We start from the raw sequence: 22,628 nt of genomic DNA on the forward strand, positions 1-22,628 counted from the left end.
ACAATATTTCCATAAATATATTTGTAGCTAAGACTTTTATCTTTCATTTCTTCCCGAATGGAAAAAACGTCAAACAAGGCTCTTGTCGTCAATTAAAATACTTGAGTGGAAAAAGGGGGAATTCTCTCTCTTTTTCTTTTCTTATGTAGAAAAATCGGCTATTATGGAACATAGAAAAGGTATCATGCGTCTTTTAATAGAAGGGAACGTTGAATGTGAGAGAATGGTATTTTGAATACGAAATACAAATCAACCGCCCCGGATTGCTAGGGGATATTGCATCGCTATTAGGTATGCTGAGAGTGAACATCGTTACTATTAACGGAGTGGACCAAGTCAGGCGCGGAATGCTACTACGTGCTGAAAAGGACGAGCAAATTGAACGTTTTAAAAACATTATTTCAACGATGGAAACGATTAGAGTAACTAAGTTTAGGCAGCCGACAACAAGGGACCGCTTAGCCATTCGACATGGTCGTTATATTCAACGTGAAGCAGATGAAAAAAAGACGTTTCGTTTTGTAAGAGATGAACTTGGTTTGTTGGTCGATTTTTTGGCGGAACTTTATAAAAAAGATGGCCGCAAGTTGATCGGTATACGTGGTATGCCAAGAGTTGGCAAAACTGAATCAATCGTAGCCGCAAGTGTTTCTGCAAATAAACGTTGGCTATTTTTATCGTCTACTATGATAAAACAAACATTACGCAATCGGTTGCTTGGCGATGAATTTAACAGTAACAATGTGTTTATTTTAGATGGCGTGGTGACGAGACGTTCAACAGATGAAGGGCATAAACAGTTAGTACGAGAAATTATGCAATTACCAACAATTATAGTGGTGGAACATCCTGATGTCTTTGTTCAGCAATCCGAATACACAATTGAAGACTTTGACTACATTATCGAACTAAGACATCATCCAGATGAAGAAATTACATATAAGTTGTTGGAGCAGGATAAAGATTTCATGCAAGACCCAAGTAATTTCGGTGGATTTGGAGGATTTAATTTTTAACAGGAAGGTGTATATCATTGACAGAATTAGGAACTCGTTTAAAAGAAGCGAGAATGTCAAAAGGTTATAGTCTGGATGATTTACAGGAAATCACAAAAATCCAAAAAAGGTATTTATCTGCCATTGAAGAAGGCAATTACAGTATTATGCCGGGATCCTTTTATGTGCGGGCTTTCATTAAACAATATGCGGAAGCAGTAGATCTGGATAGCAATGACTTACTAGAAACATATAAAGGTGAAATTCCAGCTAATAAATCTGCAGATCAAAGTGCTGCAACATCTCCTATATCTCAACCTGTACAACGGAGAGCCATGACGAAAAAAGCAGCAAGAAAAAGTGTTGATTGGATGCCGAAAATTATTGTTGCACTATTTATTATTGTTATTATTGTCTCCATTTGGTTCTTAAAACAACATAATTTTAAGAGTGATGTGGTAGATGATCCTAAACAAGATGTGAATGTTGAATCAACTGATGTTTCACATAAAAATAAAGCGCAATCATCTCAAAAAGATAACGTAAATAAAGAAAAAGAGAATACAAAAGAAGAAGAAAATACCTCTTCGAAAAAAGAAGAGAAGCCGCTTATCTCCAAAGGTAAATTAGAAAGCGACAATATTACAACCACTTATACTTTAACTGGTACGAAAGATTTGAAAGTAAAAGTAAAAGTGACAGGTAGCACATGGATTGGCATTCAAGATGAAAGCGGTAATGAAATTTCAAGCCAAGCGAAAAATTTTAAAGCTGACCAAATGTACAATAATGGTGATGTCTTAGAGATGGATGCAACAGGTAAGAAAAGCATCAGAGTAAGGCTCGGCGCATCTCCTAATGGTACAATTTATGTGAATAATAAGCAGATTAAGTTTGCAGCATCTCCAACAGAACGCTATACTCAAAATATCGTCATCAAATTGGAGGAAGAGGAATAGTCATCAATAAAAGTGATGATTGTCCTTTGCAAGAAAGGTGAATTACATGAATATACCTAATAGAATTACAGTGTCTCGTGTATGTCTCATTCCGATATTTGTAATAATAATGGTAATCGACTTTCATTGGGGCAATTTGACTATGTTAGGGGCTACGATGCCAGTAGAGCATTTAGTCGGAGCTTTAATCTTTATTATTGCGTCATTGACGGACTGGATTGACGGGTATTATGCAAGAAAATACAATCTAGTGACAAACTTAGGGAAGTTTTTAGATCCGTTAGCAGATAAATTGCTAGTATCCTCTGCTTTCATTTTATTGGTTGGTTTGGACTATGCTCCTGCATGGGTCATCATCATTATTATCAGCCGAGAATTTGCAGTTACAGGCTTGCGCTTAATTTGTGCAGAACATGGTGAAGTAGTTGCTGCTAATCAGTTAGGCAAAATTAAAACTTGGACACAAATTTTAGCTATTGCCTTCCTATTGCTTCATAATATTATTTTTGCTATGTGGGGCATTCCTTTTGATCAAATTATGTTGTATGTGGCCCTTATCTTTACGATTTGGTCTGGACTCGACTATTTCTGGTTAAATCGAAAAATTTTGTTAGAATCTAAATAGCGGTTTATTTCAAACTTAATAAGGAAATACTATAAAGACTCATTTTGTCCTGTTGCTTGCAGCAGTACAACCACTAACGTGGCGTTCCATATACTGAACGGTGAGTCTTTTTACTAATGAAGAGATGTCTAAGGAGATGAATTTAGATGAATGCAGAAATTATTGCTGTGGGTTCTGAATTATTGTTAGGTCAAATAACTAATTCAAACGCACGGTTTATTTCAAGTCAATTAGCTGAAATCGGAATAAATGTTTATTATCATACTGTTGTAGGTGACAATCCAAATCGACTACTTGATGCAATTACTATTGCAGAAAATCGCTCGGACCTTATTATTTTTTCAGGTGGATTAGGACCTACGAAGGATGACTTAACAAAGGAAACAATCGCAAAGCATTTACATATTGAACTCGAAGAAGACAAGGATGCAATGAAAAGCATAGTTGAATTCTTCCAAAACCAAAACAAACCAATGACTGAAAATAATCGCAAACAAGCTCTTGTTCTTAAAGGCTCGCATGTTTTAGCTAATAAAAATGGCATGGCTCCTGGCATGATGTATACAGCGAGCAATCACACTTACATTCTTTTACCTGGCCCGCCGAAGGAAATTGAACCCATGTTCCAATTCGAAGCAAAGCCATTGCTTACTTCTCTTGTTTCAAAAGGCCAAATTGTTTCTCACGTGCTTCGTTTTTACGGAATAGGCGAGGCTGAATTAGAAGATAAGCTTCAACATTTACTAGAAAACCAAACGAATCCAACGCTAGCACCATTAGCTTCTGATGGTGAAGTGACAATACGCATTACAGCGAATGCCGACACGACGGAAGAGGCATGGAAAAAAATTCGAGTAGCCAAAGAAGAAATTTTACACATAGCAGGAGATTATTTTTACGGGGTAGACGATGATTCTATATCAAGCGTATTAACTAAAATGCTGATGAAGAATGAATTAACCATCGCTGCTGCTGAAAGTTTAACGGCTGGGCTATTCCAAGCAGAACTGGCTAATAATCCGGGGGTGGGTGAAGCATTACTCGGCGGAATGGTCACATATAATGAGCAAGTAAAAATTAATCAATTAGGCATGGCGAAAGAAGTGATTGAACAGCATGGCGTTGTCAGCAGTGAATGTGCTAGTGAAATGGCGCGTTTAGTGAAGGAGAAATTTGGTTCGACTATTGGCGTTGGCTTAACAGGCGCAGCAGGTCCGCAAGCACACGGTAATAAACCAGCTGGTACTGTATGGATTGGTATTGCAATTGGTGATGAGCCTCCGCATACGTATCGCCTCCAATTATCTGGCAGCCGTAATACAAATCGACTTCGTGCAACGAAATCTGCATTCTATCGTTTAATTCAGCTATTAATTGAAAAGGGCTATGAAAGAGCCTAAAAGATTTCAACTAAAAAAACGCTAAAATTGAATTCTATATTCAATTTAGCGTTTGGTTTTTAAAAGTGTACATTTTAACGAATAAATGTTCGCTTTTTTCTTGTGTTTTTCTCAGAAAAGAAGTATAGTAGGTTTAGAAATAAAAAAGTGTTCTTAATAGGAGGAAACAGAGTGGACGAACGGAAAGCGGCATTAGATATGGCCTTAAAACAAATTGAAAAACAATTTGGTAAAGGCTCTGTAATGAAATTAGGCGAGCAAGCAGATCGTAAAGTTTCTACATCTTCTACTGGATCTTTAGCTCTTGATACAGCACTTGGAGTGGGTGGCTATCCCCGCGGCCGTGTGATAGAAATATATGGACCAGAAAGCTCTGGTAAAACAACAGTAGCACTTCATGCCATTGCAGAAGTACAAGCAAATGGAGGACAAGCAGCTTTCATAGATGCAGAGCATGCGCTTGATCCAGTTTATGCGTCCAAACTAGGCGTAAACATTGATGAATTATTGCTTTCTCAACCAGATACAGGTGAGCAAGCACTAGAAATTGCAGAAGCACTAGTTCGCAGTGGTGCTATTGATATTATTATAATCGACTCTGTTGCTGCTCTTACACCAAAAGCAGAAATTGAAGGCGAGATGGGTGATTCCCATGTCGGTTTGCAAGCGCGTTTGATGTCTCAAGCATTGCGTAAGCTATCCGGTATTATTAATAAATCAAATACAATTGCCATCTTCATTAACCAAATCCGTGAAAAAATCGGTGTAATGTTTGGGAACCCTGAAACTACACCAGGCGGAAGAGCGCTTAAGTTCTATTCATCAGTTCGTTTAGAGGTGCGTCGTGCTGAAACAATTAAGCAAGGTAATGATATGGTCGGTAACCGTACTAAAATCAAAGTAGTAAAAAATAAAGTAGCTCCACCTTTTAAAACTGCAGAAGTTGATATTATGTATGGCGAAGGAATCTCTAAAGAGGGAGAAATCATCGATATCGGCGTAGAAAAAGATATCGTACAAAAGAGCGGCTCATGGTATGCGTATGAAGATGAACGTTTAGGCCAAGGTCGTGAAAATGCAAAACAATTCCTTAAAGAGAATCCAGAAGTACGTGAAGAAATTGCACAAAAAATTAGGGTGGCTTCAGGTATTGGTGAGCAAGAATATGAAGTTATCGAAGAACCAGAAGAAAATCCTACTCTATTTGAAGAGTAATAATAAAACTGTGAAGGCCTCTTATTAAAAGAGGCCTTTTTAGCTAGGAGAAATATAGGATTTTAATCACAGAATTATTAGTATTTTTGGGTATCCAAAAACTGTGAATCCTTGACAGGTCTATCTATCAACTATACAATTAATATGTATTATTTCTAAATTTGAAATGAAATTGGCGCTATATTGTTAACTCAATGTAAAGCCGACTAAAAGAAAATATCAATAACTCAAGGGGAGGTGTTCGAATGATAGAAATAGTCATCTCCGCTTTGATTGGACTGATCGTCGGTGCAGCTGTGATCTATTTTATTACGAAAAAGGTGAATGATTCAAAAGTGACAGGTGCAAAGGGCACTGCAGAACTAATTGTTGAAGAAGGTAAAAGGGAAGCAGAGGCTCTAAAGAAAGAGGCATTACTTGAAGCAAAAGATGAAACTCACAAACTTCGAACTGAAGCAGAAAATGACATCCGCGAACGCCGTTCAGAACTTACGAAACAAGAAAACCGTTTATTGCAAAGAGAAGAGAATCTTGATCGTAAGGATGAAGCGCTTAACAAGAGAGAATCTGGTTTAGAGCGTAAGGAAGAGGCGTTAGTAGAAAGACAACAGCATATTGTACAGATGGAAAGCAAAGCGGAAGAGCTTGTTGCTAAACAACAATCTGAAATCGAACGCATTTCAGCATTAACACGTGAAGATGCAAGAACGATTATATTAGAAGAAGTAGAAAATGAGTTAACAACTGATATTGCCGTTATGACTAAAGAAGCAGAAACACGTGCAAAGGAAGATGCTGACAAAAAGGCACGAGAAATTTTATCATTAGCGATACAGCGTTTTGCAGCAGATCATGTGGCAGAAACCACTGTATCGGTTGTAAACTTGCCTAACGATGAAATGAAAGGCCGCATTATCGGGCGTGAAGGCCGTAATATCCGTACGCTTGAAACGCTTACTGGTATTGATTTAATCATTGATGATACGCCAGAAGCAGTTATTTTATCTGGTTTCGATCCAATCCGCCGTGAAACAGCAAGATTGGCACTTGAAAAATTAGTTCAAGATGGACGAATTCATCCAGCTCGCATAGAAGAGATGGTAGAAAAGTCTCGTCGTGAAATTGATGAACAAATTCGCGAAACAGGTGAACAGACTACTTTTGAAGTAGGAATTCATAATCTTCATCCTGATTTAATGAAAATCCTTGGTCGCATGAAATACCGGACAAGCTATGGCCAAAATGTATTAAAACACTCAATAGAAGTGGCACATTTAGCTGGATTAATGGCAGCCGAATTAGGTGAAGATGTGACGTTGGCAAAACGTGCTGGTCTCCTTCATGATATCGGAAAAGCGATTGACCATGAAGTAGAAGGAAGCCATGTTGAAATCGGTGTTGAATTAGCAACAAAATACCATGAACATCCAGTCGTGATTAATAGTATCGCTTCACATCATGGTGATACAGAGCCAACATCCGTTATTGCAGTCATCGTTGCAGCAGCTGATGCTTTATCTGCTGCGCGTCCTGGAGCACGAAGTGAGACGCTAGAAAACTATATTAGACGTTTAGAAAAACTAGAAGAAATTTCAGAGTCTTACGAAGGCGTGGAAAAATCATTTGCCATTCAAGCTGGCCGCGAAATCCGTATTATTGTACGTCCGGACCAAGTGGATGATTTGGCTTCACACCGCCTAGCACGTGATATTCGAAAAAGAATTGAAGACGAACTAGATTATCCAGGCCACATCAAAGTTACTGTTATTCGCGAGACGCGGGCAGTAGACTACGCAAAATAAAAGAGAGCATTACATCATCTCTTGCTATAGCTATAAAGTGGAACGATAAACGAAATCATTTCTAACTTTTTACAAACTAAACTAAATGACAAAAGGCTTCTTAGATCTTCGGTCGAGAAGCCTTTTTTTATGGAATGGGTGGAACAATGAAAATTTTATTTATAGGAGATATAGTGGGAGATATAGGATTGGAGGCTGTTCAACATTATTTGCCTCGTTTGAAACGAAAATATCAAGTAGACGTTGTGATAGCAAATGGAGAAAATGCGGCAAAAGGTAAAGGCATTACAAAACGAATCTATCAGGATTTACTGATGATGGGTGTAGATGTTATCACAATGGGCAATCATACATGGGATCAAAAAGAAATATTTGATTTTATAGATGATGTCGATTATTTAATACGTCCTGCTAATTTTTCTGAAGAGGCGCCGGGCAAAGGGATGGTTTCAATCACAAAAAACGGGGAGACACTCACTATCATCAATTTGCACGGAAGAACATTTTTGCCACCGCATCAGGACCCTTTTGCTATGGCAGAAGAATTAATTACTGAAGCAAAGAAAACTTCTCCTCTTGTTTTCGTTGATTTCCATGCCGAAGCAACGAGCGAAAAAGTGGCATTGGGCTGGCATTTAGATGGAAAAGCCTCGGTTGTTGTTGGGACACACACCCATGTACAAACAGCGGATGAAAGAATTTTACCAAAGGGTACAGCTTATATTACAGACGTGGGTATGACAGGACCGTATGATGAGATATTAGGCACTAAGAAGGAAAGTGTGCTTTATCGCTTTAAAACAAATATGCCTGTACGCTTTGAAGTGCCACAAGAAGGCAGAGAAGTATTTAGCGGATTGATTGTTGAGCTGGATACGACAACTGGTAAAGCGAAAAGTATTGAACGAATCTATATTAATGGAGATAAGCCTTTAAAAGGATAAATAAGATTGCCATGACTGTAATTCAGAATTTGAAGTCTAACTGGAAGCGAGCGAGCATACAATGCTTCATGGACAATCAAATGTCCCTGATTTTTTCAAACTAAGGGAGGAATAGTTGTGGATTCATTGAAAGTATCATCTCGCTCAAACCCTAATTCTGTGGCAGGAGCATTAGTGGCAGTGATTAGAGAGCAAGGATTTGCAGAAATGCAAGCAGTAGGAGCAGGAGCGCTGAACCAAGCGGTAAAGGCTATTGCTATTGCGCGGGGCTTTGTAGCACCAAGCGGAACAGATTTAACTTGTTCGCCAGCATTTACAGATATTTTGATTGCTGGAGAAGATCGTACAGCATTAAAGCTTCTTGTTGAAAAACGAGTAAGATAGATTGCTAACTTCATTACTTAAGACATTGGGAGATATCCCTTTGTCTTTTTTGCTTTTCAGCGGTTAATTGGCAGATAAAAGTACATAAAGCAATAAAACTTCATTGTGACTCCACCGTTTACTTAAATGTTATATAATGTAAATTAACTAGAATGGGGGATTCGAATGAGCACGCTATTAATTAATGTTGGAATGAGCATTCTTGTGGGAGGAATCTTTATCATTGCTGGACTGATATTGTTGTATAAGCCACCAAAAGATATAAATGGGCTATACGGCTATCGAACAACACGCTCCATGAAAAATAAGGTGCTTTGGAAGGAAGGAAATAAATACAGCGCCAAACTATTAATTTTATATGGTGTTATTCTAATGGTCTTGGACATTGTAGTAAGCTTTGCTTTATCAAATGGTGAGTATACTCTTCTTGTTATTATCGGGTTGATGATAGTATCGTCTATTCATTTAATTATGGCTGTAGAAAGGAAATTAAAGCAGCTAGAAAAAACTTTGTTAGAATAAATTATTTGTTGCCACTATGTCATTAGTAGTCAGATTAAGCAATAGCTTTTGGCATCATTACATTGAGTACTTAAAACATCTGCGAAAATGTGCTTTCCGTCAAAGGTCTGATTTTAAGCAATTTCATCCCATAACAATAGTTTCAAGCGCTTGTTCGTGTTAAACTTATGTAGGATTATTGCTAAACGTTTGTATATTAAGGAGATGTTAATTGATGTTACATCAGCTTTCATGGAAAGTCGGTGGGCAGCAGGGGGAAGGTATTGAAAGTACCGGCGAGATTTTTTCCACTGCGATGAACCGACTTGGTTACCATTTATACGGATATCGCCATTTCTCTTCTCGTATTAAGGGTGGCCACACAAATAATAAAATCAACGTTCGTACTTCGACTGTGCATACGATTCCAGATGATCTGGACATATTGGTTGCGTTTGACCAAGAAACAATCGATGTCAATTATAAAGAATTAAATGAAGCAGGCGTCATTCTGGCTGATGCTAAATTCAAACCAACTAAGCCTGAAGATTGCATAGCTGAACTATATATTGTTCCATTCACAGAAATTGCAACAGAACTAGGGACTTCCCTAATGAAAAACATGGTTGCCATCGGTGCAACTGCTGCTCTTATGAACTTAGAGGATGCAGCATTTCAATCTGTTGTAGATGAAATCTTTGGTCGTAAAGGTGAAACAGTTGTCCAAAAAAACATGGAGGCTATTGCCAAAGGCCATTTAGTGATGAATGATTTATTACAAGATCAAGCAGGGAAATTTGAACTTGAGCCAGGAGATGGCAAACATCGTCTATTTATGATTGGGAATGAAGCCATTGCTTTAGGAGCACTTGCAGCAGGTACTCGTTTTATGGCTGCATATCCAATTACTCCGGCGTCTGAAATTATGGAATATCTCATTAAGAAATTACCTAAATTCGGTGGCACAGTCATCCAAACAGAAGATGAAATCGCAGCAGCTACAATGGCAATAGGAGCAAATTATGGCGGCGTACGAGCATTCACAGCATCAGCTGGTCCTGGTCTTTCATTAATGATGGAAGCGTTAGGCTTAGCAGGCATGACAGAAACACCACTTGTAGTCGTTGATACACAGCGTGGAGGTCCATCAACTGGACTGCCAACAAAACAAGAACAATCCGATTTGATGGCAATGCTTTATGGTACACACGGTGAAATTCCGAAAGTAGTTATCGCACCTTCTACGGGCGAAGAAGCATTTTATGATACAATTCAAGCATTTAATATTGCGGACGAATTACAGCTTCCTGTCATTATTTTGTCTGACTTGCAGCTATCACTAGGTAAACAAACAGTTGAACCGTTTGATTACTCAAAAATTAACATTAGCCGTGGTAAGCTAAATCTTGGTGAATTGCCAGAAATTGAAGATAAACAATACTTCAAACGATATGAAGTGACAGAAGATGGTATCTCAACACGTGTTGTTCCTGGACAGAAATATGGTATCCACCATGTTACAGGCGTAGAGCATAACGAAGAAGGAAAACCTTCTGAAGCAGCTGGTAACCGTAAAAATCAAATGGACAAGCGTTTTAGAAAATTACAGCATGTACATTTTGAGAATCCGGTCTTCAAAGCAGCACCACATGAAGAGGCAGATATATTAATCGTAGGATTTGGCTCAACAAAAGGTGCAATTGAAGAGATTCTTCCAATGCTTGAAGCAGAGGGTATTAAATCAAACCATGCACATATCCGATTAATACATCCATTCCCGGTTGCAGAAATGAAACCGTTAGTAGAAAACGCTAAAAAGATTATTGTTGTTGAAAACAATGCAACAGGCCAACTAGCGAATATTATCAAATTAAACATGGGACACCATGACAAAATCGTCAACTTGACGAAATATGACGGCACACCGTTCTTGCCAAAAGAACTATTTGGCCGTGTAAAGGAGTTGCTAACAGATGGTAACATTTAAGGATTTTCGAAATACAGTAAAGCCTAACTGGTGCCCAGGTTGTGGCGACTTTTCTGTACAAGCTGCTATTCAACGTGCAGCAGCAAATCTTGAAATCGTACCGCATGAATTGGCGGTCGTATCCGGGATAGGCTGTTCTGGACGTCTATCAGGTTATATCAATTCTTATGGTTTGCATGGTATTCATGGTAGAGCATTACCAATTGCACAAGGCCTCAAAATGGCCAATCGTGATTTAAACGTTATCGCAACAGGCGGTGACGGAGATGGTTTTGCTATCGGAATGGGGCATACAATCCATTCGATCCGTCGTAATATTGATATTACTTATGTTGTCATGGACAACCAAATTTATGGCTTAACAAAGGGCCAAACATCTCCTCGCTCAGCTGCAGGATTTGTTACAAAATCTACTCCTGGTGGTGCCATTGAGCCTTCATTAAAACCACTTGAAGTAGCACTATCTTCTGGTGCAACATTTGTAGCTCAAAGTTTTTCGACTGACTTGAAAGAACTAACAGCTATTATTGAAGAAGGAATGAAACATAAAGGTTTTTCTTTTATCAATGTGTTTAGTCCATGTGTTACTTATAATAAAGTGAATACGTATGATTGGTTTAAAGAAAACTTAACAAAACTTTCAAGCATTGAAGGCTATGATAATACAAATCGGGCGGAAGCAATGAAAACTGTCATGGAACATGATGGACTAGTGACAGGTATTATCTATCAAAACAATGAAGAAGAATCTTATCAGGATAAAGTGGAAGGCTACAGTAAAGAACCTTTGAATAAAGCGGACATTATGATGAAAGAAGAACAACTTCAAGAATTGATGAACGACTTTATGTAGTAGCTAACTTTTTAAAAAGAGATCAAGTATTTAACTTGATCTCTTTTTTATTTATTCGAAAAAGAATTTTATGGCGAATAGCCAACATTTCGTACTCTTATCTTGTAGGAATCCTTCCAACTCCAGTATAATAGGAAGATGGGTACTCGATCGAAAGGAGAATACCATGAACGAAGAACAACGACTAGCTAGTCAACAAGCAATAAATTCTAAGTCAACCAGTGCAAATACTGAAAAAGACTATAGTAAATATTTTCAAAGCACGTATACGGCCCCTTCTTTAAAAGATGCCAAAAAACGCGGCAAGGAAGAAATCCAATACTATAAGGATTTTAATATTGATGAACAATTCATGGGTATGGGGACGGGACGTAAATTTTTAATCCGTACATACGGCTGTCAAATGAATGAACACGATACAGAAGTAATGGCTGGCATCTTCTTACAGCTTGGCTATGAACCAACCGAAAATGTCGAAGAAGCGAATGTTATACTGATGAATACATGTGCCATTCGAGAAAATGCCGAAAACCGTGTATTTGGTGAGCTAGGGCATCTAAAACCATTAAAACTAAAAAATCCAGATCTGCTGATTGGTGTTTGTGGTTGTATGTCCCAAGAAGAAGCAGTGGTCAAGAAAATATTAAAAACATATGATCAAGTTGATATGATTTTTGGCACACACAACATCCACCGGCTTCCTGAAATCTTAAACGAAGCTTACCTTTCAAAAGAAATGGTGATTGAAGTATGGTCCAAGGAAGGCGATGTTATAGAAAACCTTCCAAAGGTACGTAAAGGAAATACAAAGGCATGGGTAAATATCATGTATGGCTGCGACAAGTTTTGCACCTATTGTATCGTCCCTTACACAAGGGGCAAAGAACGAAGCCGGTTGCCGGAAGATATTATTCAAGAAGTACGTTCTCTTGCTTCTCAAGGGTATCAAGAAATTACACTGCTTGGCCAAAATGTTAACGCTTATGGCAAAGACTTTGAGAATAGACAATATCGCTTGAGCCACTTAATGGACGACTTACGTAAAATTGATATTCCGCGCATTCGTTTTACGACAAGCCATCCAAGAGATTTTGATGACGCATTAATAGAGGTATTAGCGCAGAAAGGCAATTTAGTAGAACATATCCACTTGCCTGTCCAATCAGGCTCATCTGATATGCTGAAAATTATGGCTCGAAAATATACGCGTGAAAGCTATCTAGAACTAGTGCGTAAAATTCGTGCAAAAATGCCGGATGTAGCGTTGACAACTGATATTATTGTGGGATTCCCGAATGAAACAGAAGAACAATTCGAAGAAACATTATCTCTCTACAAAGAAGTAGGCTTTGAAATGGCCTATACTTATATATATTCAGCTCGCGCTGGAACACCAGCTGCTAAAATGCAAGATAATGTGCCGTTAGAAGTGAAAAAAGATAGACTACAGCGTTTAAACGCTGTGGTAAATGAATATTGCGGCAAAGCATTGAAAAAGTATGATGGTGAAATTGTAGAAGTTTTGGTAGAGGGAGAAAGTAAGCGAAATCCTGATGTTTTAGCAGGATATACAAGAAAAAATAAACTCGTTAACTTTAAAGCACCTAAAGAAGTAATCGGCAAATTAGCTAAAGTCAAAGTGACAGAAGCAAAAACATGGTCTTTGTCAGGTGAATTGGTTGAAGTAATAGCGAGTGAAGAGGTGAAGGTATAATGACAGAATTATATACAAAAGACGATATTATTAAAAAAGCACATGAAATTGCACACATGATTGCAAATACTGAAGAAGTGGATTTCTTTAAACGGGCAGAAGCACAAATTAATGAAAATCAATTTGTTCGCGAAAAAATCGCTAGTCTAAAAAGCTTACAAAAACAAGCTGTAAATTTCCAACATTACGGAAAAGAAAAAGCACTAAAATTAATTGATGAAAAAATAGAGAAAATCGAAGCAGAAATTGATGAATTGCCGATCGTCGTAGAATTTAAACAATCACAAGGCGATGTCAACGACCTATTACAGCTTGTATCAAATTCAATTGCTAACAGAGTAACAGATGAAATTGTGGAAACAACAGGCGGCGATGTATTAAGAGGAGAAACAGGATCTAAAGTGCGTAATTCACAGCCTGGAAGCTGCTCATAATTTAGTAGCCCATCATCAGAGATGTCTTAAAACAACTTTTTGTTTTAAGGCATCTTTTTTGTCCATTTTTATTTTTCAACTGATTTAAGAACCTGCTAGGCCATAGCCGCATATGATGAGGTGAACGGAATAAAGGAGGAATCATGCTGAAACAGTTACGTCATATTGTGACAAAGGCAGTGATTGCAAAGGGTAAAAAAAGTACAGAATGCACAGAAAACCTGCGTCCGCCAAATAATCCATCAAGTATCTTAGGATGCTGGGTCATCAATCATACTTATTCTGCAAAAAAAGTCGGCAAGTTTGTCGAAGTCACTGGCAAGTATGATATTAATGTATGGTATGCCTATAACAATCATTCTAAAACGGCTGTCCATTCAGAATCCATTCCCTATAAAGAAAGAATCAAGCTACATTACAGGGATGAAGACGAGTCAACAGGTAAAGAAGAGGTGCACATCCGTGTCATCCAGCATCCAAACTGCATTGAGGCCATTATTTGTCCGGATGGAGAAAAATTTATTATTACAATAGAGAGAGAATTACTGGCGGAAATTGTGGGAGAAACAACGATTTGCATTAGCATCCATCCATTAGATGATGAAGAAGAATGGGACTTTAAAGATGAAAGCTCTTCTTCTTCCAGTTCTTCTAGCTCTTCCAGTTCCTCAAGTGGATTAGAATCATCATCATTTGGATAAATCAATTGCTTTTCTGAAAGAGTGACAATCTAGTTAGTTTTGATCTTGATATCTGTTAATAGTGGGAAAAGTATAAAATTGAGCCGAGAGCAAATCTCGGCTTTTTTGTTTTAAATTGTATAGTTTTAAGGTATTGGGGAATACAAAGAGAAATGGTATATCTTAGAATATCGTAAGTTCATGTATTTTTTTTTCATATTCCATATTGATTAATAAAAATTTTTTCCTTATAATAAGTCTAATGAAAATGCTTACATGATAGAAGAACATATAAAAGGGGGAAGTAAAATGGACGCATATTTATTGTTGATTACACTGCTAGCGATTGTCATCGTTATCTTAGGTGTATCTGTCTTTAAATGGCATGCTTTTATTAGTTTATTGATTGCTAGTCTGTTCCTTGCTATTTTCACTGGCATGAAGCTGGATGAAATCGTAAAAGCATATGAAACAGGTGTTGGTGGGACGCTCGGCCACTTAATTGGCATTATCGCACTTGGCGCTATTCTAGGGAAGATGCTCGCTGAGTCGGGGGCAGGGCTACGCATCGCAAATTACTTTATAAAAGTGTTCGGAGAAAAGAAATTGCCTTGGGCTATGTTTTTCTCTGGATTTGTAATTGGGATTCCGGTCTTTTTTGAGGTAGGAATTTTAATTTTACTTCCGCTTGTCATTTCGATACAAAAAGCATCAAAGAAAAATATTTTATTAATTGCATTACCTGCCATTGCTGGATTATCCATTGTTCATGGCTTAGTTCCACCACATCCAGGAGCAGTAGCGGCTATAGGCATCTACAATGCGAACTTGGGAAAAGTGCTTTTATATTCTTTAATTATTGCCATTCCATCTGGCATTATCGGAGGTCCGCTTTACGCTAAGTTTATTAGTAAACGTGTCACTCCCGAAGAAGAGCCTGAATTTGTCCATGTAGAAGAAATACCAAAGGACAAAATGCCAAGCACTTGGATTTCATTCTTTTCTATTCTTTTGCCGGTTATTTTAATGGTGCTTGGTACTATTGCGCCATATATAAAAGCGAGTGAAACAATTGAAAAACTATTCACTTTAATCGGTAGCCCGCTAATCGCATTATTGATCTCTGTCTTCTCAGCATACTATTTCCTTGGCCTGCGTTTAGGACAAGATCGCAAGGCTATCAAGAAATTTACAGAAGATTGTTTAGTCCCAGTAGGATCTATTGTTTTGATTATCGGTGCAGGTGGCGGATTTAAACAAATCTTGATTGATAGTGGTGTCGGTGATACCATTGGCCATTTGGCACAGAATTTCTCTGTATCTCCTCTAGTACTGGCGTTTATTATTGCTGGTTTAATTCGTATCGCGACAGGTTCTGCAACAGTTGCACTGACAACTGCAGCAGGCATAGTATCTCCGATTATTGCGAATATGTCTGGTGTTAACTTAGAGTTACTGGTTATTGTAACGGGTGCCGGTTCATTAATGTTTTCACATGTGAATGATGCAGGATTCTGGATGGTTAAAGAATATCTAGGTTTATCAATTAAAGAAACGTTTAAAACTTGGACAGCTTTAGAGACCATTCTGTCATTTATGGCTTTTATCTTTGCATTAATCTTAAACGCGTTTATTTAAAAAAAAGGAGAAGATATCATATCTTCTCCTTTTTTATATACGTGTTTTAGCAATAGCATCGCGAATATGTTCGAGGGCTACATTTGCTTCTTCTTTATGCTGCACCATGGTGTTTACATAAAGAGCATCGATAATGCTTAACTGACCAATCCTAGAGGATAATGCCTCTGAGCGGTATTCTGTTTCCTCTGAACTCGTGTAGAGGGAGGCATCAGCTAACTGGCTTATTTGAGATTTAGGGAATCCTGTGATTGCAATGATTGCTGCACCTTTGTCCTTAGCAGTTTTAGCAATTTGCAACGTATCCTGATTGCGTCCAGAATGAGAAATGACAATGGCTACATCATCTTTGGAAAGCTGAGAAGCGGACATTAATTGGAAGTGAGAATCAATAAAAGCAAAACATTTTTTTCCTGTCCGAATAAATTTATGATACGCATCCATAGCGATTACAGAAGAACCACCGGTGCCATAAAAATAGATGTTAGCTGCATTGCAAATTAAGTGAGTCGCTTTCACAATTGCTGATCCATCAATTACATGGAGTGTGTTTTCAAGTGTTTGGATATTAGACTTGAAAATTTTTTCAAAGATAGTGATTTCGTCATCATCTACCTTTATTTCTTCATGTATTTGTTTAATAGGCTTTGTGATTTCGGCTGCAAGAGCTATTTTCATGGCTTGGTATCCTTTAAAACCTAAGCGCTTACAAAAGCGGAAAACAGTTGCATCTGCAATATTTAAGTCTTGCGATACTTCGTTAATTGTTTGATTAACGATTTTTTCGGGTTTATCTTTAATATAGTCAGCTATTTTCTTTTCTTTTTCACTTAGGCGTGGATATAGTGATTGAATTTTTTTTAACGTGTTATGGGGCATAATTAGAATCCTTTCCGTTCATACTCGTAAAAGTAGTATAGCATAATTCTGGTTAGAAATATTTTTTCATATTTTTAATTTAAAAAAGAAAATATTTTCGCTATAATAAAAGAAACAGAAGGAAAAGGAGTGTTTTAGGTGAATATTGGTTTAGTTGGTTTAGGGAAAATGGGCTTTAATTTAGGTTTGAATTTACTAAAACATGAACATACAGTTTTTGCGACAGACGTGAATGAAGAAGCAACATTCAAATTTAAAGATGCGGGAGGCAATAGCTTCGGAACGTTAGAGGAGCTTGTAGCAGCAATGCCAAAACCGCGCATTATTTGGTTAATGGTGCCAGCAGGAGATATTACGAAAACGACGATTGAACAATTAAAAGGCCTACTAGAAGCAGGGGATATCTTAATTGATGGCGGGAATTCACATTATAAAGAAGCAATGCGCATCTCCGAAGAGTTAAAGCAATCTGGTATCTTCTTTATGGATTGTGGCACAAGTGGTGGAACTTCTGGGGCACTAGAAGGTGCTTGTATGATGATTGGTGGAGAGGAAGAGGCTTTCCAAACTATACAACCGATTATTAAAGACATCTGTGTAGAGGACGGTTACTTATATGCAGGGAAATCCGGTAGTGGTCACTTCCTCAAAATGATTCATAACGGTATTGAATACGGGATGATGCAAGCGATCGCGGAAGGGTTTGAAGTATTAGAAAAGAGTCCGTTTGATTATGACTACGAGAATGTAGCGAAAATGTGGAATCATGGATCTGTTATTCGTTCATGGTTAATGGAATTAACTCAAAATGCTTTCTCAAAAGATCCTAAATTAGATCAATTGAAAGGGATTATGCATTCATCAGGCGAAGGAAAATGGACTGTTGAAACAGCGTTGGAATTACAAGCGCCAGTGCCAGTAACATCACTTGCTTTGATGATGCGCTATCGTTCATTAGAAGAAGATACGTTTACAGGAAAAGTGGTAGCTGCTCTTCGCAATGAATTTGGCGGCCATGCAGTTGAAAAAAAATAATAAATGAATAAATGGAAGAGTCTTTTGCCTTATGGGTGACTGGCTCTTTTTTTAAGCAAAAAAATGTCCTATTGCTAGAGCAGATTGTCTAGTAATAGGACATCATCACATTTATTTAACCCATTTTTCTTGGAATTTGGAAATGTCTTCGTATTCTTGTGAAAGCATCCGAGAAATACGAATAAAGATAGGAATCAATTCAACATATAATTCAACATTTTCTTCGATTGGTTTGTGTAGATGTGTAGAACCAACCCATTCAGAAACAATTGAAAAATCTTCAATTTCGCCTAGTGCATACATGCCTAGAACGATGGCTCCTAAGCAAGAGCTTTCAAAACTTTCAGGAACAGACACTTCTTGATTGAAGATATCAGCCATCATTTGGCGCCATAATGCAGAACGGGCAAAGCCACCAGTAGCTTGGATTTTATTTGGCACACCGATTACTTCTTGAAGGGCGATAAAGACGGTATACAAATTAAAGATAACACCCTCTAATACTGCCCGGATCATATGCTCTTTTTTATGATGTAAACCTAAGCCGAAGAAAGAACCACGGGCATTGGCATTCCAAAGCGGTGCGCGTTCACCGGCTAAATAAGGATGGAATAGTAGACCGTCCGAACCTGGATTTACATTGGAAGCAATCTTCGTTAATACATCATATGGATCAATACCTAGACGTTTGGCTGTTTCAACTTCTGAAGAAGCAAGTTCATCACGCAGCCATCTGAATGTCATACCGCCATTATTGACAGGTCCACCAACAACCCAATGCTTATCTGTGAGTACGTAGCAGAAGATACGTCCTTTTGGATCGGTTACAGGTCGGTCAGTTACAGTACGGATGGCTCCGCTCGTCCCAATTGTTACGGCCACAACGCCTGGATCGATTGCATTCACACCTAAGTTAGAAAGAACACCGTCATTCGCTCCTACGACAAATGGAATATGTGTAGGGATGCCAAGTTCTTCAGACACTTCTTGTTTTAAACCATCAAGATAAAATGTCGTTGGCACAAGTTCTGAAAGTTGGTCTTTTGTAATGCCCGCTACTGACAGTGCTTGCTCATCCCACGCTGCATTTTTAAGGTTGAACATGCCTGTTGCAGAAGCAATAGAATGGTCCACTATATAGCGTCCGAAGAAATGATGAAACACATATTCTTTCATACTAATAAACTTATAGGTTTTAGAGAAAATCTCTTTTTTCTCGTGGCGTAGCCATGTAATTTTACATAAAGGGGACATCGGATGGATCGGTGTGCCTGTTCGACTGTAAATATCATGCCCATTCATTTCTTTTTTTATTTTTTCTGCCCAGTCAGTGGCACGGCTATCAGCCCAGGTGATGCATCTAGTAAGGGGCTTCCCGTTTTCACCAATAGCAATAAGGCTATGCATGGCTGCACTAAATGATACCAATTTTAATTGTTCTACATTTATTTGGCTCTTCTCAATAGCAACTCGAATAGTTTCTTTTACTGCATTTAAAATTTCGTCTGGGTCTTGTTCTGCTACGCTAGGAGTTGGGCTATATAAAGGATATCCTGCACGATGTGTACTGATGACTTGGCCTTTTTCGCCAAATAAAACAGCTTTTGTAGCAGTCGTGCCAATATCAACACCAAGGTAATAAGATCTATTTGACATGTAGATGGCTCCTTTTGTTATCTTTTAAGTTCATTTCGCTCATCTGGTAAAACCATTGTAAGGAAACGTTAAATAGATATAATAGATTAAATAATAAAAATTATTTCTTGTAATAAAACGGTTTCAGAAAAAATATTTCCTTTTCTATTTTAGCTGTTCTATTCAGGGAAGAAAAGGATTGTAACGTAAATGCCTTAAAAATTTTAAAGGTAGTAGCTGGGCTTCCTATAAAAACACTTTCCAATGACTGATAAACGATTTTTCGACACCCATTTGCTATAATAATAATAAGATTTAGCAACATAAGAGAGGTATTAAAATGTCTTATACACCTATGATGCAACAATATTTGCAGATAAAAGCAGATTATAAAGATGCTTTTTTATTTTTTCGCTTAGGCGATTTCTATGAAATGTTTTTTGATGATGCTGTTCGTGCTTCTCAATTATTAGAAATTACATTAACGAGCAGAGATGCAGGCTCAAAAGAGCGTATACCCATGTGTGGCGTTCCTCATCATTCTGCCCAAAATTACATTGAAACACTCGTACAAAAAGGATTTAAAGTAGCTGTATGTGAACAAACAGAAGATCCAAAAGTCGCAAAGGGTGTAGTTAAACGAGAAGTGGTTCAACTTATTACGCCAGGCACTATTATGGAAGGTAAAGACCTAGACGGTAAGTCCAATCACTTTATTGGTGCAGCTGTAAAACTAAATAATAATCAATTTGCATTCAGTTATCTTGATCTATCAACAGGGGAAGCGGCTGCGATGTGGATTGAAGGCGAGAAAAAGGAATTGTTCCAACAGCTGCATGCTTTGAATATTAGAGAATTGGTGATAGAAGAAGCTGTTTACGATGACTTCCAAAGCCTTGCCTCTTCTTCGTCTGTTGTTCTATCAATCGAGAATAGGGTTGATAGTATAGCGGAATACCAACTACGTTATTTTGCAGATGTACCAAAAGAGTTGCACAAAGCTTGCCAGTTATTGCTTTGTTATATTGAACATACCCAAATGCGTTCATTAAGTCACATACAATCATTTGTTTTCCATGAAACCAAGCATTATTTGAAGATTGATGCCAACTCCAAACGCAATCTAGAGTTGATTTCTTCATTACGTGGTGATTTGAAGGGAACGCTACTTTGGCTGTTGGACGATACATCTACAGCAATGGGCGGTCGGAAATTAAAGCAATGGCTACATCAGCCATTAGCCAGCCGAGGTGCAATTGAACAACGTCTAAACATTGTAACGGAACTGCTAGAAGATTATTTTGCAAGGGCAGAATTAAAAGAGCTTCTTTCGAAAGTTTATGACTTAGAACGACTTGCTGGAAGAGTTGCTTTTGGCAATGTAGGCGGCAGAGATTTGGCTCAATTACGTGACTCCCTATACAACATTCCTGCTATAAAGAATGTGCTATTAAAATCGAACGGGGATCAACTTCCTTCGCTAGGTCGGGTAATTGACGCGTGTGATGATGTTCTAGCTTACTTAAGTAATGCTATTACAGACCATCCGCCTATCTCAGTCAAAGAAGGTGGCGTTATAAGGGAAGGCTTCAATGAAAAGCTTGATGAATTTCGGGATGCTTCACATAACGGGAAAGATTGGATAGCTCAATTGGAACAAAGAGAGCGACAAGAAACAGGAATTAAAAATTTGAAAATCGGCTATAACCGTGTATTTGGCTATTACATTGAAGTGACAAAATCCAATATCAATGCAGTGGATTTATCTCGTTATGAACGAAAACAGACATTGGCAAACGCTGAAAGATATATTACAGAGGAATTGAAAGAAAAAGAATCTATCATTTTGCATGCCGAAGAAGAAAGTCTGGTCCTTGAATATCAACTATTTACAGAGGTCAGAGAGGAATTGAAACAATTTATTCCTCGACTACAAGCATTGGCTGCTTCCATTAGCGAATTAGATGTTCTCATAAGCTTTGCTGAGGTATCGGAAAAATATCATTTTATAAAACCGGTATTTCACACTGAACGTTCTATGAAAATTACAAATGGACGACATCCGGTAGTTGAAAAGATGATGAACAAGCAACTATATGTACCGAATGATTGCGTTTTAAGTGCTGAGCAAAATATGATGCTGATTACAGGACCGAATATGTCCGGGAAAAGTACTTATATGCGGCAAGTTGCATTAATTGCAGTGATGGCCCAAATTGGGTGTTACGTACCAGCAGATGCAGCAGAATTACCGATCATCGATCAAATCTTCACTCGGATTGGCGCTGCAGATGACTTAGCTGGTGGCCAGAGTACGTTTATGGTTGAAATGCTTGAATCACAGCAAGCCATCACTAATGCAACAAGCAGCAGCTTATTACTCTTTGATGAAATAGGTAGAGGAACGTCTACGTATGATGGTATGGCATTAGCGCAGTCGATGATGGAATATATCCATGACAAGATTGGCGCCAATACGTTATTTTCTACCCATTACCATGAGCTCACAACACTTGAGAATGAATTAGAGAGGCTTCAGAATGTTCATGTTTCTGCAACAGAGCAAGATGGTAAAGTTGTATTTTTGCATAAAGTAAAAAAAGGACCAGCGGATAAAAGCTATGGTATTCATGTAGCGGAACTAGCTGAATTGCCTTCTGCTATTATTGAACGCGCACGAATATTACTAAACCAGTTTGAAGGCGCTGACCAAAATATGGAGAAAAATGCCAAGAAATCACTAGCTGTGCATGAAGAAACACAGCTATCCCTTTTTGAAGAAGAGAAGCCGGCGTTACCCCAAACGAAAGCCGAGCCAGACTATTCGCCATCGGAAAATGAAATTATTGACACGTTGAAGCAAGTAAACGTCTCAGGTACAACGCCAATGGAGGCACTGCAGCTTGTATACTCGCTTCAGCAGAAATTATTAAAGTAATAGGAGATGT

Annotated in this window: 19 protein-coding genes; 17 read left to right on the plus strand and 2 right to left on the minus strand. The window is 38.1% G+C overall.

Annotation, left to right across the window (positions count from 1 at the left end):
- Window positions 1–215: 215 nt before the first annotated feature.
- From M2M59_RS05375 to M2M59_RS05445, 15 genes are all read left to right on the plus strand, one after another.
- Entirely contained in the window at window positions 216–1,016 is an 801-nt protein-coding gene (locus M2M59_RS05375; protein ID WP_066791839.1) for a DUF3388 domain-containing protein, read from the plus strand.
- Between the two features lie 17 nt (window positions 1,017–1,033).
- Entirely contained in the window at window positions 1,034–1,954 is a 921-nt protein-coding gene (locus M2M59_RS05380) for a helix-turn-helix domain-containing protein (protein ID WP_147194068.1), read from the plus strand.
- A 46-nt stretch (window positions 1,955–2,000) separates the two neighbouring features.
- Window positions 2,001–2,579, plus strand: coding sequence for a CDP-diacylglycerol--glycerol-3-phosphate 3-phosphatidyltransferase (pgsA, locus tag M2M59_RS05385; RefSeq protein ID WP_066785797.1), 579 nt, complete (start codon window positions 2,001–2,003; stop codon window positions 2,577–2,579).
- A 146-nt stretch (window positions 2,580–2,725) separates the two neighbouring features.
- A complete protein-coding gene (locus tag M2M59_RS05390; protein ID WP_150283934.1) occupies window positions 2,726–3,979 on the plus strand; it encodes a competence/damage-inducible protein A in 1,254 nt (417 codons plus the stop codon).
- A 171-nt stretch (window positions 3,980–4,150) separates the two neighbouring features.
- Window positions 4,151–5,194: a recombinase RecA gene (gene recA, locus M2M59_RS05395; RefSeq protein WP_066785806.1), complete on the plus strand. Its 1,044-nt coding sequence runs from the start codon at window positions 4,151–4,153 to the stop codon at window positions 5,192–5,194.
- Between the two features lie 245 nt (window positions 5,195–5,439).
- On the plus strand, window positions 5,440–6,996 hold the full coding sequence (gene rny, locus M2M59_RS05400; RefSeq protein WP_147194064.1) for a ribonuclease Y: 1,557 nt from the start codon (window positions 5,440–5,442) through the stop codon (window positions 6,994–6,996).
- Between the two features lie 146 nt (window positions 6,997–7,142).
- A complete protein-coding gene (locus tag M2M59_RS05405) occupies window positions 7,143–7,940 on the plus strand; it encodes a TIGR00282 family metallophosphoesterase (protein WP_147194063.1) in 798 nt (265 codons plus the stop codon).
- A gap of 117 nt (window positions 7,941–8,057) precedes the next feature.
- Complete coding sequence (locus tag M2M59_RS05410; RefSeq protein ID WP_066785813.1) at window positions 8,058–8,324, plus strand: stage V sporulation protein S; 267 nt, start codon at window positions 8,058–8,060, stop codon at window positions 8,322–8,324.
- 165 nt (window positions 8,325–8,489) lie between these two features.
- Entirely contained in the window at window positions 8,490–8,846 is a 357-nt protein-coding gene (locus M2M59_RS05415; protein WP_249775707.1) for an SdpI family protein, read from the plus strand.
- Between the two features lie 214 nt (window positions 8,847–9,060).
- Window positions 9,061–10,812 carry a 2-oxoacid:acceptor oxidoreductase subunit alpha gene (locus M2M59_RS05420; RefSeq protein ID WP_147194059.1) on the plus strand — a complete coding sequence of 584 codons (1,752 nt, stop codon included), beginning with the start codon at window positions 9,061–9,063 and terminating at the stop codon, window positions 10,810–10,812.
- Window positions 10,799–11,665, plus strand: a complete 867-nt coding sequence (locus tag M2M59_RS05425; RefSeq protein WP_066785824.1) for a 2-oxoacid:ferredoxin oxidoreductase subunit beta — start codon at window positions 10,799–10,801, stop codon at window positions 11,663–11,665. Before M2M59_RS05420 ends, M2M59_RS05425 begins: the two co-directional genes overlap by 14 nt.
- A gap of 166 nt (window positions 11,666–11,831) precedes the next feature.
- Entirely contained in the window at window positions 11,832–13,379 is a 1,548-nt protein-coding gene (gene miaB, locus M2M59_RS05430; RefSeq protein WP_249775708.1) for a tRNA (N6-isopentenyl adenosine(37)-C2)-methylthiotransferase MiaB, read from the plus strand.
- A complete protein-coding gene (locus M2M59_RS05435) occupies window positions 13,379–13,813 on the plus strand; it encodes a YlbF/YmcA family competence regulator (protein WP_066785828.1) in 435 nt (144 codons plus the stop codon). Before miaB ends, M2M59_RS05435 begins: the two co-directional genes overlap by 1 nt.
- Window positions 13,814–13,959: 146 nt before the next feature.
- Window positions 13,960–14,514, plus strand: a complete 555-nt coding sequence (gene cotE, locus M2M59_RS05440; RefSeq protein WP_066791840.1) for an outer spore coat protein CotE — start codon at window positions 13,960–13,962, stop codon at window positions 14,512–14,514.
- 288 nt (window positions 14,515–14,802) lie between these two features.
- Window positions 14,803–16,131: a GntT/GntP/DsdX family permease gene (locus M2M59_RS05445; protein ID WP_147194056.1), complete on the plus strand. Its 1,329-nt coding sequence runs from the start codon at window positions 14,803–14,805 to the stop codon at window positions 16,129–16,131.
- Between the two features lie 33 nt (window positions 16,132–16,164).
- Here M2M59_RS05445 and M2M59_RS05450 read toward each other — a convergent pair whose 3' ends face one another.
- Window positions 16,165–17,010, minus strand: coding sequence for a MurR/RpiR family transcriptional regulator (locus M2M59_RS05450; RefSeq protein WP_147194051.1), 846 nt, complete (start codon window positions 17,008–17,010; stop codon window positions 16,165–16,167).
- A gap of 138 nt (window positions 17,011–17,148) precedes the next feature.
- On the opposite strand from M2M59_RS05450, the gene gnd reads away from it, so the two are divergent.
- On the plus strand, window positions 17,149–18,045 hold the full coding sequence (gene gnd / locus M2M59_RS05455) for a phosphogluconate dehydrogenase (NAD(+)-dependent, decarboxylating) (protein WP_249775709.1): 897 nt from the start codon (window positions 17,149–17,151) through the stop codon (window positions 18,043–18,045).
- Between the two features lie 111 nt (window positions 18,046–18,156).
- On the opposite strand, the gene gntK is transcribed toward gnd, so the two are convergent.
- A complete protein-coding gene (gntK, locus tag M2M59_RS05460; RefSeq protein ID WP_249775710.1) occupies window positions 18,157–19,701 on the minus strand; it encodes a gluconokinase in 1,545 nt (514 codons plus the stop codon).
- A gap of 319 nt (window positions 19,702–20,020) precedes the next feature.
- On the opposite strand from gntK, the gene mutS reads away from it, so the two are divergent.
- Window positions 20,021–22,618 (plus strand): DNA mismatch repair protein MutS, encoded by a 2,598-nt coding sequence (mutS, locus tag M2M59_RS05465; RefSeq protein WP_147194048.1) that lies wholly within the window; start codon window positions 20,021–20,023, stop codon window positions 22,616–22,618.
- Window positions 22,619–22,628 lie beyond the last annotated feature (10 nt).

It is taken from the genome of Rummeliibacillus sp. G93 (assembly GCF_023515935.1).
GTDB lineage: Bacteria > Bacillota > Bacilli > Bacillales_A > Planococcaceae > Rummeliibacillus > Rummeliibacillus stabekisii.

What these genes read in the sequence shown, in the direction of transcription:
- pgsA (WP_066785797.1), top strand. Translation starts at nt 2,001, where the DNA reads ATGAATATACCTAATAGAATTACAGTGTCTCGTGTATGTCTCATTCCG.
- M2M59_RS05390 (WP_150283934.1), top strand. Translation starts at nt 2,726, where the DNA reads ATGAATGCAGAAATTATTGCTGTGGGTTCTGAATTATTGTTAGGTCAA.
- rny (WP_147194064.1), top strand. Translation starts at nt 5,440, where the DNA reads ATGATAGAAATAGTCATCTCCGCTTTGATTGGACTGATCGTCGGTGCA.
- M2M59_RS05405 (WP_147194063.1), top strand. Translation starts at nt 7,143, where the DNA reads ATGAAAATTTTATTTATAGGAGATATAGTGGGAGATATAGGATTGGAG.
- M2M59_RS05415 (WP_249775707.1), top strand. Translation starts at nt 8,490, where the DNA reads ATGAGCACGCTATTAATTAATGTTGGAATGAGCATTCTTGTGGGAGGA.
- M2M59_RS05420 (WP_147194059.1), top strand. Translation starts at nt 9,061, where the DNA reads ATGTTACATCAGCTTTCATGGAAAGTCGGTGGGCAGCAGGGGGAAGGT.
- M2M59_RS05425 (WP_066785824.1), top strand. Translation starts at nt 10,799, where the DNA reads ATGGTAACATTTAAGGATTTTCGAAATACAGTAAAGCCTAACTGGTGC.
- miaB (WP_249775708.1), top strand. Translation starts at nt 11,832, where the DNA reads ATGAACGAAGAACAACGACTAGCTAGTCAACAAGCAATAAATTCTAAG.
- M2M59_RS05435 (WP_066785828.1), top strand. Translation starts at nt 13,379, where the DNA reads ATGACAGAATTATATACAAAAGACGATATTATTAAAAAAGCACATGAA.
- M2M59_RS05445 (WP_147194056.1), top strand. Translation starts at nt 14,803, where the DNA reads ATGGACGCATATTTATTGTTGATTACACTGCTAGCGATTGTCATCGTT.
- M2M59_RS05450 (WP_147194051.1), bottom strand. Translation starts at nt 17,010, where the DNA reads ATGCCCCATAACACGTTAAAAAAAATTCAATCACTATATCCACGCCTA.
- gntK (WP_249775710.1), bottom strand. Translation starts at nt 19,701, where the DNA reads ATGTCAAATAGATCTTATTACCTTGGTGTTGATATTGGCACGACTGCT.
- mutS (WP_147194048.1), top strand. Translation starts at nt 20,021, where the DNA reads ATGTCTTATACACCTATGATGCAACAATATTTGCAGATAAAAGCAGAT.